At 43.5% G+C, this 12,189-nt stretch carries 14 protein-coding genes; 9 read left to right on the forward strand and 5 right to left on the reverse strand.

The window, feature by feature from the left end; genetic code table 11:
* Both EWV68_RS07785 and EWV68_RS07790 read left to right on the forward strand, forming a co-directional pair.
* Positions 1-723 (forward strand): RNA-guided endonuclease TnpB family protein (locus EWV68_RS07785; protein WP_287169397.1); only part of this gene is annotated, 723 nt, incomplete at its 5' end.
* Positions 724-820: 97 nt separating this feature from the next.
* A complete protein-coding gene (locus EWV68_RS07790) occupies positions 821-2,392 on the forward strand; it encodes a Na+/H+ antiporter (protein WP_287169398.1) in 1,572 nt (523 codons plus the stop codon).
* Between the two features lie 202 nt (positions 2,393-2,594).
* On the opposite strand, the gene EWV68_RS07795 is transcribed toward EWV68_RS07790, so the two are convergent.
* The 3 genes from EWV68_RS07795 to EWV68_RS07805 are packed head-to-tail and all read right to left on the reverse strand — an operon-like array spanning position 2,595 to position 3,798.
* On the reverse strand, positions 2,595-2,795 hold the full coding sequence (locus EWV68_RS07795) for a PIN domain-containing protein (RefSeq protein WP_287169399.1): 201 nt from the start codon (positions 2,793-2,795) through the stop codon (positions 2,595-2,597).
* Positions 2,792-3,043, reverse strand: a complete 252-nt coding sequence (locus EWV68_RS07800; RefSeq protein ID WP_002754345.1) for a UPF0175 family protein — start codon at positions 3,041-3,043, stop codon at positions 2,792-2,794. The genes EWV68_RS07795 and EWV68_RS07800 overlap by 4 nt, the downstream gene beginning before the upstream one ends.
* A 17-nt stretch (positions 3,044-3,060) precedes the next feature.
* Positions 3,061-3,798, reverse strand: coding sequence for a hypothetical protein (locus EWV68_RS07805; RefSeq protein ID WP_287169400.1), 738 nt, complete (start codon positions 3,796-3,798; stop codon positions 3,061-3,063).
* A 238-nt stretch (positions 3,799-4,036) separates the two neighbouring features.
* On the opposite strand from EWV68_RS07805, the gene EWV68_RS07810 reads away from it, so the two are divergent.
* Positions 4,037-4,249: a hypothetical protein gene (locus tag EWV68_RS07810; RefSeq protein ID WP_002758270.1), complete on the forward strand. Its 213-nt coding sequence runs from the start codon at positions 4,037-4,039 to the stop codon at positions 4,247-4,249.
* Positions 4,250-4,408: 159 nt separating this feature from the next.
* Here EWV68_RS07810 and EWV68_RS07815 read toward each other — a convergent pair whose 3' ends face one another.
* Positions 4,409-4,924: a single-stranded DNA-binding protein gene (locus tag EWV68_RS07815; RefSeq protein WP_287169403.1), complete on the reverse strand. Its 516-nt coding sequence runs from the start codon at positions 4,922-4,924 to the stop codon at positions 4,409-4,411.
* Positions 4,925-5,009: 85 nt separating this feature from the next.
* On the opposite strand from EWV68_RS07815, the gene EWV68_RS07820 reads away from it, so the two are divergent.
* The 5 genes from EWV68_RS07820 (at position 5,010) to EWV68_RS07840 (ending at position 10,329) form a co-directional block, all read left to right on the forward strand.
* Positions 5,010-6,005: an amino acid ABC transporter permease gene (locus EWV68_RS07820; RefSeq protein ID WP_287169405.1), complete on the forward strand. Its 996-nt coding sequence runs from the start codon at positions 5,010-5,012 to the stop codon at positions 6,003-6,005.
* A gap of 283 nt (positions 6,006-6,288) precedes the next feature.
* Positions 6,289-6,666 carry a hypothetical protein gene (locus EWV68_RS07825; protein WP_002737069.1) on the forward strand — a complete coding sequence of 126 codons (378 nt, stop codon included), beginning with the start codon at positions 6,289-6,291 and terminating at the stop codon, positions 6,664-6,666.
* Between the two features lie 285 nt (positions 6,667-6,951).
* Complete coding sequence (locus tag EWV68_RS07830; RefSeq protein ID WP_287169406.1) at positions 6,952-7,812, forward strand: shikimate dehydrogenase; 861 nt, start codon at positions 6,952-6,954, stop codon at positions 7,810-7,812.
* Between the two features lie 29 nt (positions 7,813-7,841).
* On the forward strand, positions 7,842-8,885 hold the full coding sequence (locus tag EWV68_RS07835) for an AI-2E family transporter (protein WP_287169407.1): 1,044 nt from the start codon (positions 7,842-7,844) through the stop codon (positions 8,883-8,885).
* Positions 8,886-9,348: 463 nt separating this feature from the next.
* Positions 9,349-10,329 (forward strand): DMT family transporter, encoded by a 981-nt coding sequence (locus tag EWV68_RS07840; protein WP_287169408.1) that lies wholly within the window; start codon positions 9,349-9,351, stop codon positions 10,327-10,329.
* Positions 10,330-10,463: 134 nt separating this feature from the next.
* Here EWV68_RS07840 and EWV68_RS07845 read toward each other — a convergent pair whose 3' ends face one another.
* Positions 10,464-11,723 (reverse strand): class I SAM-dependent methyltransferase, encoded by a 1,260-nt coding sequence (locus tag EWV68_RS07845; RefSeq protein ID WP_287169409.1) that lies wholly within the window; start codon positions 11,721-11,723, stop codon positions 10,464-10,466.
* 131 nt (positions 11,724-11,854) lie between these two features.
* Between EWV68_RS07845 and EWV68_RS07850 the strand changes: the two genes are divergently transcribed.
* Positions 11,855-12,189, forward strand: a 335-nt coding sequence (locus EWV68_RS07850; protein WP_287169410.1) for an RNA-guided endonuclease InsQ/TnpB family protein, incomplete at its 3' end; no start/stop codon positions are given.

Here is a 12,189-nt window from a genome sequence, read left to right on the forward strand (position 1 = left end):
CCTTCTGGACGTTGGCATATCTCAATAAGATTTGATGACCCAACGATTAAGCCTTTACCAGTAACAGATAAAGCCATTGGAATTGACTTAGGAATTAGTAGCCTCGTGATTACCAGCGACGGCGATAAAGTGTCTAATCCTAAGCATTTTAAGAAACATTATCAGAGGTTGCGAAAAGCACAAAAAAATCTTTCTAGAAAACAGAAAGACTCAAAGAATCGGGAAAAAGCAAGAATCAAAGTAGCCAAGATTCACGCTCAAATCACCGATAGCAGGAAAGACCATTTACACAAGCTAACCACTCAATTAGTTCGTGAAAACCAAACGATTGTGGTTGAGAATTTAGCCGTTAAGAATATGGTCAAAAACCCGAAATTATCTCAGGCAATATCTGATGTAAGCTGGGGAGAAATCACCCGACAATTAGCCTATAAATGCCGTTGGTACGGGAAAAATTACATCGAAATAGATAGATGTTTTCCCAGTTCTAAACGGTGCAGTAATTGTGGGTATATTGTGAAAAAGCTGCCGTTAAATGTTCGAGAGTGGGACTGTCCGAACTGTGGGACTCACCATGACCGAGACATTAACGCCAGTAAAAATATTTTGGCCGCAGGGCTTGCGGTGTCAGTCTGTGGAGCGACCATAAGACCAGAACAGAGTAAATCTGTGAAGGCAGGTGCGAAAAATCCTTCGGGAAAGAAGCAGAAACCCAAATCGTGAGGTTTGGGAATCGCCGTCCGTTTTACGGCGGCGAGGATGTCAAATAATTTAGATTGTTCTTTTCTTGCACGTCCGCTCACCGATTGCCTCCCAGCCAATGAGTTTAGAATCCGCTACCGATGAAGTCATTAAGCAAAATTTAGAACAATTTCTAATTGTTTTGTCCGTTTCCCTGAGTGTGGCCACGGTTTCGAGGATTTTTAGCTGGTTTCGCCAGATTCCTTACACCCTATTGTTAGTGATAGTCGGTTTGGGTTTAGCTTTTATCGATATCCGTCTGGTGAACCTATCCCCCGAACTGATTCTAGAAATTTTTCTGCCCCCTTTGCTATTTGAAGCCGCTTGGAATACGCGCTGGCGAGATCTGAAGGATAATTGGATTCCCGTCAGTCTTTTCGCTATTGTCGGCGTAATTATCTCGATTTTCGGGGTTGGTTTTACCCTAGATGAATTGACCAATTTACCCCTATTTACGGCATTATTAGTGGGTGCGAGCCTTTCTTCTACGGATCCCGTCGCTGTTGTCGCTCTTTTTCGCGAATTAGGGGCCAGTAAAAAACTCACCGTGCTTTTGGAAGGGGAAAGCTTATTTAATGATGGGGTCGCTGTGGTCGCTTTCGCTCTTTTGGTGGAAATTCCCCTCGGTGCTAGTGGTCTATCCTTAGAGACAACCATTAGCCGGATTGCCGCTTTTATCGGTATCGGGGTGGCAGTGGGTTGTTTAGTGGGTTTTGGTATTTCCTATCTGACTCAACGTCTCGATTTACCCCTAGTGGAACAGTCTTTAACTCTTGTGTCCGCCTACGGTGCTTATTTATTAACCGAGGAGTTCGGGGGTTCGGGGGTAATCGGAGTGGTGACTACGGGGATTATTTTGGGTAATTTTGGCTCTAGAATCAGCATGAGTCCCCGTACGAGGCTATTAGTCACGCAATTCTGGGAGTTTCTCGCTTTTTTTGTCAATTCGATCGTTTTTCTCCTCATCGGCGATCAGATTCGTCTCTCCAGTTTAGCCGATAATCTCAATTTAATTTTTATCACGATCGCCGCCGTGGTAGCGGCCCGTTTTCTGGCTACCTTTGCTTTGGCAACTGTTAGTAATGCCTTGATGGAAACTAAAATTAATTGGCGGGAAAAAACGGTTTTATGGTGGGGAGGTTTGCGCGGTTCCGTTTCTATTGCCCTAGCTTTAAGTGTGCCGGTTATTTTTCCCAATCGTCAGGATATCATCGATATCGTCTTCGGAGTTGTTCTCTTTACCCTTTTGGTTCAAGGATTAACTATTCAAACTTTCCTATCGAGATTAGACTTGATCGGTGATCAACCAATTCGAGAAAACTATGCGGAACTTTTAGCCCGACGGGTAGCTTTAAAAAGAGTTTTAGACTATCTTTCTAAGTTAGATAAATCTCCCGATGTGGCACCAGAATTCTTTAGTTATGAGCAGCATCTCGTCAAAGAAAAGTTAAAGACCGTAGAAGCGGAAATACAATCTCTCAACGATAGTTATCCCCAATTACAGCTATTAACAATGGAACAACTTCGGGAAACCCTCCTAGATATCGAAGCTGATACCTACGCTGAATTTATTCGATCCGGCCGTTTAACTAGCAATTTATCCCCCGTCCTCCAAGAAATTCTCGCTGAAAGTAAAATTACTGATCAGTAGGACTATTTTGGGGTATATACCTGAACTTTCCCCGTATAAATATACGGCTCATCTGAGTTCAGTATGCTAAAGATCGAAGACAAATTTCTCAAACAGTTTTCACACAACTATTTGGGCTCTTGATAACCGTCCTATTGGATTTTAGGCTCTGTAATCTTGGGCAAGAGAGGGATTGAGTTTTTATAAATTTATAGATAACCTACTAAACTTCGGAGTTGGTGAGGGGTTGGGGTTGAATCCAGCCGGCTTGGAGAATGGCTGGAATGATGGGATTGCTTGCGGCTGTTAGCTCCCTAGCAACAACGTCTGGAATAATAATAGTTTGATAAATTGACTCTAGCAACCAGAGATGATCGACGATCGCTAGATTGGCAAGGGCGGAGGTATCGCTGACGACGATCATAGCCAGCCTCGATCTCGCAGATGCTGAACATCCTGCTCAAAGTCTTCTACATCGTAGTGAACACAAATACCGCGATCTGCCAGCAGTTTTTGAAAGTCCATGACTTCCATCCCGGCAATTTTACTGGCGCGACTGAGGGAAATCCGCTCTTGCTGAAACAGCGCAATGGCAATCTCCCGGAGCCAGTCGCCCTGATTAAAGGTTTCGGCTTGGCTGAGGTTATCAGGTAGGTTCAGGGTAATTTGCATTGAGACATCCTCACGCACTAATCCTTATTTTCTCTAGCCTGCCAGATCTCGGTTAAAGCTTTTTCAATATCCGATCTTTGCAATTTTACCATGTCCTTAACATGGTCTTCATGAACTATCGTATCATAAACATCTGTGACATAATAGTTGTCACTTGATCGTTCACATAAAGCATCTTCCCAAGGAACAGAACACCTTCTTTCCGATGTTGTCCAAAAGTAACAAATTTTACAAAATTCTATGATAAAATCAGCCCGATCACTATATTGTGCTGATTTTTCAATTCCATTTTCAAGTCTTAAATACTGCTGCGTAAATTGCTTATTTTGAGTTAGCAATTTCACAGAATAGCCTGGGCTATTCAAATATCTAGCACTTAAAATAAATTCGGTATAAGAGCCTTTAACTTGATAATTCTTATGGGAAATTTCACGAACTATTTCTGAACTTCCCAAGCCTAAAAATCCTCTTGTATATTCCACTTTTTTTTCGATGGAATTACCATATATTAATTGCCCAAAATCATCAAGAATTTCGGGGATTAGGGAGGAGAAATGATGCCATATTCGGTTATTTTGTGCTTCCTGTGTCATTGAAAAGCTTTGTCTCGCCCGTTCGGCGCTTTCCATTGCTTGGTTGTATCGATACTGATTTTCACGACGTTCAGCTTCCGCTCTTTTCCTTTCCTCTAGCTTACGCGCTTCTTCTTGCTTTTGCCGAGCTTGCATTTTTCTGAGATCTTCAAAACTTGACATGATGAATCCTTTAGAATTGAGTCTAATTGCCAATTATGATTTTATTGCGATCACCTGATCGAGTCAACAAGCTTGAGCAATTCGTGATTCACTTAGGTTGGCTAGATCGGTGGAGATGCCTAATGGCTAAATTGAGCGGTATGCGATCGCGTTTTGGCTCAACAATATAGAGATTCAATTAACGTAATGGTAGAGAATCCCTCGCTTTTAGCGATGGGAGTGTCAAAGGAGGATGGCAATGAAATTAGCTGAACTGAGAAAACAAGGATATCAAGCTTTAGTTGACTCTTTAGGGGTGGTGGGAATGCTCCGCTTCCTGCAACAATTGGAAGTCGGCCATGGCGATTACACCGCCGAGCGACACCAGTGGTTAGATGAACTGACCCTCGCCGATTTTCAGAGCTACGTTCAACAAAAGAAAAGTATCAATGGTGGGGAGTTAGGGGGTTAGAAGGCAAGAACTGGCTCTTCTGGTTTCTGTGTGGAAACGAGGTCTATACTGATAGAATATCCGCCAAATAGCACTGAAAGTCTTGCCTGATCAGCATTTCACGATTCCATAGGCAAAAATTATCAGACAAAATCGAGAAGAGCCATTCTGTCGGGGTGATTAGAAAGGAATATCGTCTAAATTTTCCTCCACCGATGTGTCGCTAGGTTGCCAAGCGGAAGGATTAGAAAGTTCATAGGATGCGTCGTATTCAAAGTCCCCGGGGGAGACAGGTGCGACGGGTTTTTCCACCTGGGTTTTATTCGATTTGTGGGTATTGATTGGTACGACTTTTTCTGGAGTCGGGGCCGTCATTTCACCGCTACTCACGCTGCCGTCAAGATGATAGAGATGACTAATAACTAATTCGGCCCGTTTTTCCTTAAAACCTTCGGGACGATCGATCGTCTGCATGGAGAGACGACCTTCCAAAATTACTTGATCGCCTTCATGATAGTTCTGAGCGACTTCTGAGGCTAAATTTCCCCAAGCTACGGCCCTTAAATTAGTCGGGGTTGCCTCGGCACGATTGGCAGAAAACTCGACTAACATTTGAGCGTAGGGAGTTTGATTATCTTGGGTATAACGTAATTCGGGACGACGGACAATTTTAGCCATTAAAATGCAACTGTTCATGGTCGAAAATTAGTCTGAATTTTTCTAATAGCACCATTGTACTGAAAAAGTACGAGGATCACCACTGTAGAGGTTAGGGAATTTTATGGGACTCTGGTTAAGAAAAAATCTCTTTAACACTTGGTACAACGTCATCTTAACCCTTGCGGGTCTATTTCTCAGCCTCTGGGGGGGCTTAAGTTTTCTCGATTGGGCGATAAATCGGGCAAAATGGGCTGTAGTGACGGAAAATCTCGGTTTATTTGTGGTCGGTCGTTATCCAGAACAGTCAATATGGCGTATTTGGCTGATTTTAACGATACTTGCGGCTTTATCACTGTTTTCTTGGCAATTAAACCGGGGTCGCTTCCCCGATTGCCCCGCTTTTCTCCAACGCTGGTGGGGATTGCTCTGGTTATTGACTTTACCTTTAATTGCTTGGTTACTATTGGGAGGATTATTTTTAAAGGCAATTCCCCTCGATGATCTCAGTGGTTTAATCTTAACTTTATTAGTAGCGATCGCCAGTATGATTTTATCTTTCCCCTTGGGGGTATTATTAGCCCTGGGGAGACAGAGTGAATTACCGGCAATTCGTTGGCTATCTATTGGTTATATCGAATTATTGCGCGGTTTACCTTTGTTGGGAATTTTATTCATGGCTCAGGTGATGTTACCCTTGATTTTACCCGCCGGGACGAGACCGGAACGGGTAATCAGAGCGATCGCAGGATTTACCCTTTTTGCAGCAGCCTATCTGGCCGAAAATGTCCGCGGTGGTTTACAAGCGATTCCCAAAGGTCAAATTGAAGCGGCCAAAGCTTTGGGTTTAAAACCGATTTTCGTTTTATTATTGATCGTTCTACCCCAAGCTCTAAAAGCGGTCATTCCCGCTATTGTTGGTCAATTTATCAGTTTATTTAAGGATACTTCTCTACTGGCGATCGTGGGACTGGTGGACCTCTTGGGTATGGCAGGATCGGTTTTAGCTAATCCGAAATTTATCGGCGATTATCCAGAGGTTTATCTATTTTTGGCGTTTATTTACTGGATTTTCTGTTATTCTATGTCCCTAGCCAGTCGTAGGTTAGAACAGCGTTGATTGGGGTGTGGGGTGTGGGGTGTGGGGTGATGGGGTGATGGGGTGATGGGGTGTGGGGTGTGGGGTGTGGGGTGTAGGGTGTGGGGTGATGGGGTGTGGGGTGTGGGAAGCTTTTCAGTGATCAGTAAACAGTAAACAGTAATCAGTGAACTGAAAACTCACATCTGATAACTGATCACTGATAACTGATAGATGGCTACCTGGCTTTTTGTCATAAATATTGATATTATTTAACAATGAGCAGCAATTTATGGTAAATATATTTATTTAGGAGAGCGAGAAAATGGCTGGATTCTTTGGCCTGTTTGGCAATAAGACGAAATACGTCGATGAACCGATGGATATGAGCGCACCGGAACCGAAAGAGGCTTTTTACTTGGAACCCGATGACGCTAAAACTCTCGGTGATATCGACTTTATGCGGACACCGATCACGATCCGACGTACTTTCCCGAAAACTGCCTCGAATAAAAAGGGTGGCGAATCGATTAAACAGATTTCTTCTATGGAAGTCAGCAAAGTCACCGATAACGGTATTGTGGCAAAATCGGCTACTTCCGAGGCTAATAGTAAGGCTAACGCTGCTAATGATAACGTTCGTCGCGCTAACGATGACAATATCAATCCTTTCCTGAAAATGGCCCGCGAAATCAAGAAATAGTATAGAGTTTGCTGAATAAATCTAAAAACCTTGTTGGGTAAAACTTTTAGACCTTTTGGCCATCAAAAAGTAATGGATCTGGGAGTGATCGAGGGAAAAATCCCTGGACTTTTTCCCTGAAAATTAGGTAATTGACCCCCTCAAAATCGGTAAAACCCTACACCCCACACCCCACACCCCACACCCTGCCCCCAGGAAAAACTTTTTCAGCAAACCCTAGTATAGTAAGGTGAGCATTGGCCACCCTTGAGAGCAAACTTTGGTGGGGAAAGCCCACCTTTTTTTATGACCATTATTAACGGAAAAACCAAGTTATTAGGCGTAATCGGCGATCCCATCGGCCATACTCTTTCTCCCCCCATGCACAATGCCGCTATCGATGCCTTGGGGCTAAATTATGTCTATCTTCCCCTACCTATCGCCCCGGAAAATTTAGCAACTGCGATCGCTGGCTTGGCCGCCATTGATCTAGAGGGTTTTAGCGTCACAATTCCCCATAAATTAGCAATTATTCCCTTATTATCGCAAATTACGGAGAAAGCAAGGCTAGTGGGCGCAGTTAACACCGTCTGGCGCACGGAAACCGGCTGGCAGGGAACGAATACCGATGTGGATGGCTTTCTCGCACCCTTGAAATCCCTTGACAAAGATTGGAGTCGGGTGAATCCAGTTATTTTAGGCAATGGCGGCGCTGCCCGGGCGGTGGTGGTGGCTTGCGCCCAGTTGGGCTGTGGCGAAATTCATGTGGTAGGACGCAATCAAAAGAAATTAGATCCTTTTAAAGAAAGTTGGGCGAATACCAGCCTCTATGACCTCCTAGAAGTGCATAGCTGGGACGAATTAGAGGGGCTGGTATCCACCACAGAACTCCTGATTAATTCTACCCCGATCGGAATGTCCCCCCAGGGCGAACAATCCCCTGTTGAGTTAGAATTATTAGACCTTTTACCGCCATCGGCGATCGCCTACGATCTGATTTATAATCCCCGGCCGACCAAATTTCTCCGGTTGGCCCAGACTAGAGGGATCAGAATTATTGATGGGTTAGAAATGTTAGTTAATCAGGGAGCGATCGCACTAGAAATCTGGTTAGGTCAACCCGTCCCCGTCTCGGTCATGCGGGAAGCTTTGTTAAAACAATTCTAAATGCTAAAATCTTATTTCTGGCTTTATTTATGCCCCCTTCTAGCTCCTTTTGGAAAACTCTGAATAACTCGATTCTAGTGCGCTATCTATTATTATTTGGCTGTGGCTGGAGTCTAATTATCTTAATTAACTATTTCTACGGGATGATCGCTATTTTTACTGGTTCGGCAGTCCTGGCCGCTCTATTAAATTATCCCGTGGTTTGGTTATCCCGTTATCTACCGAGAGGACTAGCCATTGCTATTACCACCCTAGTAGCTTTTATCCTCCTATTTAGATTAGTCACAGGCATAGGATTAGAAGCAGTTAATCAGGGGAGAGGACTACTATTCAATCTTACCGATGCCCTTAGTCAAAAAGATTTTTTACCCTTTCAAGACTTTCTTGATCGATTAGATTTAAATAAAATGGTGGGAAGCTTACAAACCGGTTTAGCCACGGGTTTATCGCTCGTACAGGGAGTTTTTTCCAGTGTCTTTACGGGCATTTTCGGGGCGGTGATCAGTGTTTATATGCTCATCGACGGTGATAAACTCTGGCGAAGTTTTTTGCAACTTCTCCCCATAGCATACCGGGAGCGTTTTGCCAAGTCTTTTCGACAAAGTTTTCTGGGATTTATTCGCGGGCAACTGTTGTTAATGCTCTTTTTATCCGTGACGAGTTTCTTAAGTTTTTCCCTATTGGGAATCAAATATGGGCTAATTTTAGCGAGCATTCTCGGTGTTATCGATGCTATCCCGGGTATCGGGGCAACCCTGGGCATTTTGCTGGTAACTATCTTGACTTTTACCTCCCAGGGACTAGCAATTGCCGTTAAAGCTTTTATTGTCTGTGTTGTCTTGGTGCAAATTCAAGATAATATTATTCGCCCTAAAGTTATGGGCAATGCCCTAGAATTAAACCCAGTAATTTTATTTTTATCCCTCTTTATCGGCGAAAGAGTTGCGGGATTATTAGGGGTTTTTCTCTCCATTCCTATCGCTGGGATGATCGCGATCTGGATCGGATCGAGCGAAGAAAAACCAATAACAGCTTTAGAGGAAAATCAGTTAGGAGAAAGTCAAGAGAATTAAGAGCCGATCCTCGGTCTCTACTATACAATTAGAGAAATTTGTTATCTACAACACTCGATCGCTACCTAGGGTTTGCTGAAAAAGTAGGGGCGAAGCATTCGGATAGGAAATCTACGGTTTCAGCGATAGGTTATGCCCGAATGCTTCGCCCCGAAGAAGCAAGGTTTGGAACCACGATTCTCTCAAAATCTTGCACCTGTGGGAGCGAAACAAGCCACTAAAACCCTTACCTCGTCTATATTTCACATTTATTCAGCAAACCCTACCTAGGGCTTGCTGAATAAATCTAAAAACCTTTTTGGGTAATACTTTCAGACTTTTTGTCAATCAAAAAGTACCAGTTCTGGAAGCGATCGGGGTAAAATTCAGGTACTTTTTCTCTGAAAACACCCCACACCCCACACCCCGCACCCCACACCCCACACCCTGTCCCTACGAAAAACTTTTTCAGCAGACCCTACCTATGGAAAACCTAGATTTAAAGAAATCCTCGCCCCTCTTATTTATCTCACCGTTTTTTCTCTGGGGAACAGCGATGGTAGCGATGAAGGGTGTTATCCCCCACACCACCCCCCTATTTATGGCGGGAATTCGCCTTGTCCCCGCCGGAATGTTAGTTTTAATAGTAGCTTGGTTTTTAGGTCGTCCTCAGCCCAAAACCCTGCAAGCGTGGCTATGGATTGCCCTTTTTGCTCTGATGGATGCCACTCTTTTTCAAGGTTTTCTGGCATTGGGATTAAATCGCACCGGGGCGGGGTTAGGATCGGTAATTATTGACTCCCAACCCCTAGCGGTGGCTTTAATGTCCAGTTGGCTATTTAAAGAAGTTATCGGTGTCTGGGGATGGTTGGGATTGGGTTTAGGGATTGGGGGAATTAGTTTAATCGGCTTGCCCGATCAATGGTTTTATGACTTTTTTGGACAAAAAGCGGTAAATATTGACTTTAGCTGGCAAGAATTACTAAATAGCGGCGAAATGCTGATGCTTTTGGCTTCCCTATCCATGGCGGTGGGAACAGTCTTAATCCGGTTTGTCTGTCGTCATGCGGATCCCGTCAGCGCCACAGGATGGCACATGATTTTAGGGGGATTGCCCCTATTTTTAGCTTCAGCCTTCACCGAATCCCATCAATGGCAGAATATAGATTTAAATGGTTGGTTAGCTTTAAGTTATGCCACGATTTTTGGTAGTGCGATCGCCTATGGAATATTCTTTTATTTAGCCGCCAAGGGCAATTTAACCAGTTTAAGTTCTTTAACTTTTTTAACTCCGGTTTTTGCCCTCAGTTTCGGGAATTTATTCCTCGGTGAGATGTTAAGTGTATTGCAATGGGTGGGGGTATCTTTAACCCTTGTTAGTATTTATTTAATCAATCAAAGGGAAAGAATCTCCCCACAATTGCGGGCAATTTTTGCTAATCTTTCCTCTGCTTCCGTGAAGTAAACATGAGTGTTGGGTGTTGGGTTTTAGGGTTTTGGGGTTTTAGGGTTTTGGGGTTTTGAGGGATTAGTTAAAATTTCCCCATTTCCCCATTTCCCTATCCCCCTATTTCCCTATCCCCCCATTTCCCCATTTCCCTATCCCCCCATTTCCCTATCCCCAATCTCTGATTTATACCCAAAAGCAACTAACTCAAATTCCGTGCGAATTACCTCGACTCTGGCAAAATTTGCCTCTTGTAATTTTTGGTTGAGATTTTGAGAGGTAAAACCAGTTTTATGAGCCATATAGGGCATCCCAGGCACTTCTGTTCCCATGCCGTAAAACATCCACAAAGCGCGCACGGGACCTCCGGGAGAAATATATAAAGGTTCATTTTCCATATCGCCTCTAGCGACAAATTCGGCGGCAGTTTGCATATCGGGAACTACGATCATCAAAAAGCCTTCGGGTTTAAGAATGCGTTTAAATTCCTCTAGGGCGATGGGAACTTCGTAATGATAAATATGTTCTAGATTATGACTAGAAAAAACCGCATCGACGGAGTTATCGGGAACGGCACTTAAATCGGTAATAGTTCCTAAAATATCCGGGTTAACGGCAGTATTGATATCGAGGCGAATTTCTTGCCAATTGCCATCGCGGAATAGTTGGGGTAAAGCTTCGGGATTATAGGGACCACAACCCACATTTAAAACCAGTTTTTTCGGGGATTTTAGCGCTGTTATCCCCGGGGAAGCATTCCAAGCTAATAAACAAATATTTTTCAAACCAAGCAAACCGTGATTAGCCACTTGATCATCTAAAATTATCTGGGCTTGGGGATGGGTTTTAGTAAAATCTTTTATGGCCTGTTGGAGAGCAGGATGCTGACATTTATTGATGATAATTAAAGCGGAATCAGACCAGAATTTTTTGGCGAAAAGTAAGGAGATGAAGAGCGATCGATAGTCTTCGGCGGCATCGTAGTAATAAACTCCCAGCTTTTCTTCACTGTTTAATTCTTCGAGATCATCGAAAAAGGGTTCCGTTTCTTGATCGCTTAAAAATATCTGTTCTGATAGTTGAAAATCCTCCAAATCCTCAGATAATATAGTTAGCTTTTCTCCCGATGGATCGTATTTAAAAAAAGCTTCTACGCCATAACCGTAGCGATCGCTATTATCGCAGAAAGCGGCGACTAAACTACCGCGACGAAAACAACCCACTTGACAGTAAACCTCGTCCGGTTGCAGACAGGCAACGGCTAAATTGAGTAGGGGAAAGAGATTGCGATCGGGATAGGAGGCGGTTTTTTGGCTTAAAAGGGTTAATTGCTCGGAAATAGGCGACATTAAAGCCGATCCCCAATCCTGATACTGTTGAGGCAATTGTTCTAAGAATTTCTGTAAATCCATGCTCTTGCTTTCCCGAAAACTATAATCCTTTTCCCGATCATCGAAAATTTGGGTCTGAAACCCCGTCGTTCCACGACGGCTTTACTGTTAAATATTAGCGCATTTACACGATATATGCTAGAATGCGAGATATGGAAAAAGCCTATTCGTTTCGATTTTACCCAACACCCGAACAAGAGTCGCTATTGCGGCGCACCTTGGGCTGTGTAAGATTGGTTTACAATAAAGCTCTCCATCTCAGAACACAAGCTTGGTATGAAAGACAAGAAAGAGTAGGATATACTGAAACTTCTTCAATGTTGACCGAGTGGAAAAAACAAGAAGAATTAGAGTTTTTAAACGAAGTTAGCTGTGTACCTTTACAACAAGGGTTAAGACATTTACAAACAGCTTTCACTAACTTCTTTGCTGGTCGTACTAAGTATCCTAACTTTAAGAAAAAACATCAAGGAGGAAGTGCCGAATT

Source organism: Microcystis sp. M_QC_C_20170808_M9Col (assembly GCF_007095495.1).
Lineage (GTDB): Bacteria > Cyanobacteriota > Cyanobacteriia > Cyanobacteriales > Microcystaceae > Microcystis > Microcystis aeruginosa.

Coding starts and splice junctions, on each gene's coding strand:
- EWV68_RS07790 (WP_287169398.1), top strand. CDS start 821: ATGAGTTTAGAATCCGCTACCGATGAAGTCATTAAGCAAAATTTAGAA.
- EWV68_RS07795 (WP_287169399.1), bottom strand. CDS start 2,795: ATGATCGTCGTCAGCGATACCTCCGCCCTTGCCAATCTAGCGATCGTC.
- EWV68_RS07800 (WP_002754345.1), bottom strand. CDS start 3,043: ATGCAAATTACCCTGAACCTACCTGATAACCTCAGCCAAGCCGAAACC.
- EWV68_RS07805 (WP_287169400.1), bottom strand. CDS start 3,798: ATGTCAAGTTTTGAAGATCTCAGAAAAATGCAAGCTCGGCAAAAGCAA.
- EWV68_RS07810 (WP_002758270.1), top strand. CDS start 4,037: ATGAAATTAGCTGAACTGAGAAAACAAGGATATCAAGCTTTAGTTGAC.
- EWV68_RS07815 (WP_287169403.1), bottom strand. CDS start 4,924: ATGAACAGTTGCATTTTAATGGCTAAAATTGTCCGTCGTCCCGAATTA.
- EWV68_RS07820 (WP_287169405.1), top strand. CDS start 5,010: ATGGGACTCTGGTTAAGAAAAAATCTCTTTAACACTTGGTACAACGTC.
- EWV68_RS07825 (WP_002737069.1), top strand. CDS start 6,289: ATGGCTGGATTCTTTGGCCTGTTTGGCAATAAGACGAAATACGTCGAT.
- EWV68_RS07830 (WP_287169406.1), top strand. CDS start 6,952: ATGACCATTATTAACGGAAAAACCAAGTTATTAGGCGTAATCGGCGAT.
- EWV68_RS07835 (WP_287169407.1), top strand. CDS start 7,842: ATGCCCCCTTCTAGCTCCTTTTGGAAAACTCTGAATAACTCGATTCTA.
- EWV68_RS07840 (WP_287169408.1), top strand. CDS start 9,349: ATGGAAAACCTAGATTTAAAGAAATCCTCGCCCCTCTTATTTATCTCA.
- EWV68_RS07845 (WP_287169409.1), bottom strand. CDS start 11,723: ATGGATTTACAGAAATTCTTAGAACAATTGCCTCAACAGTATCAGGAT.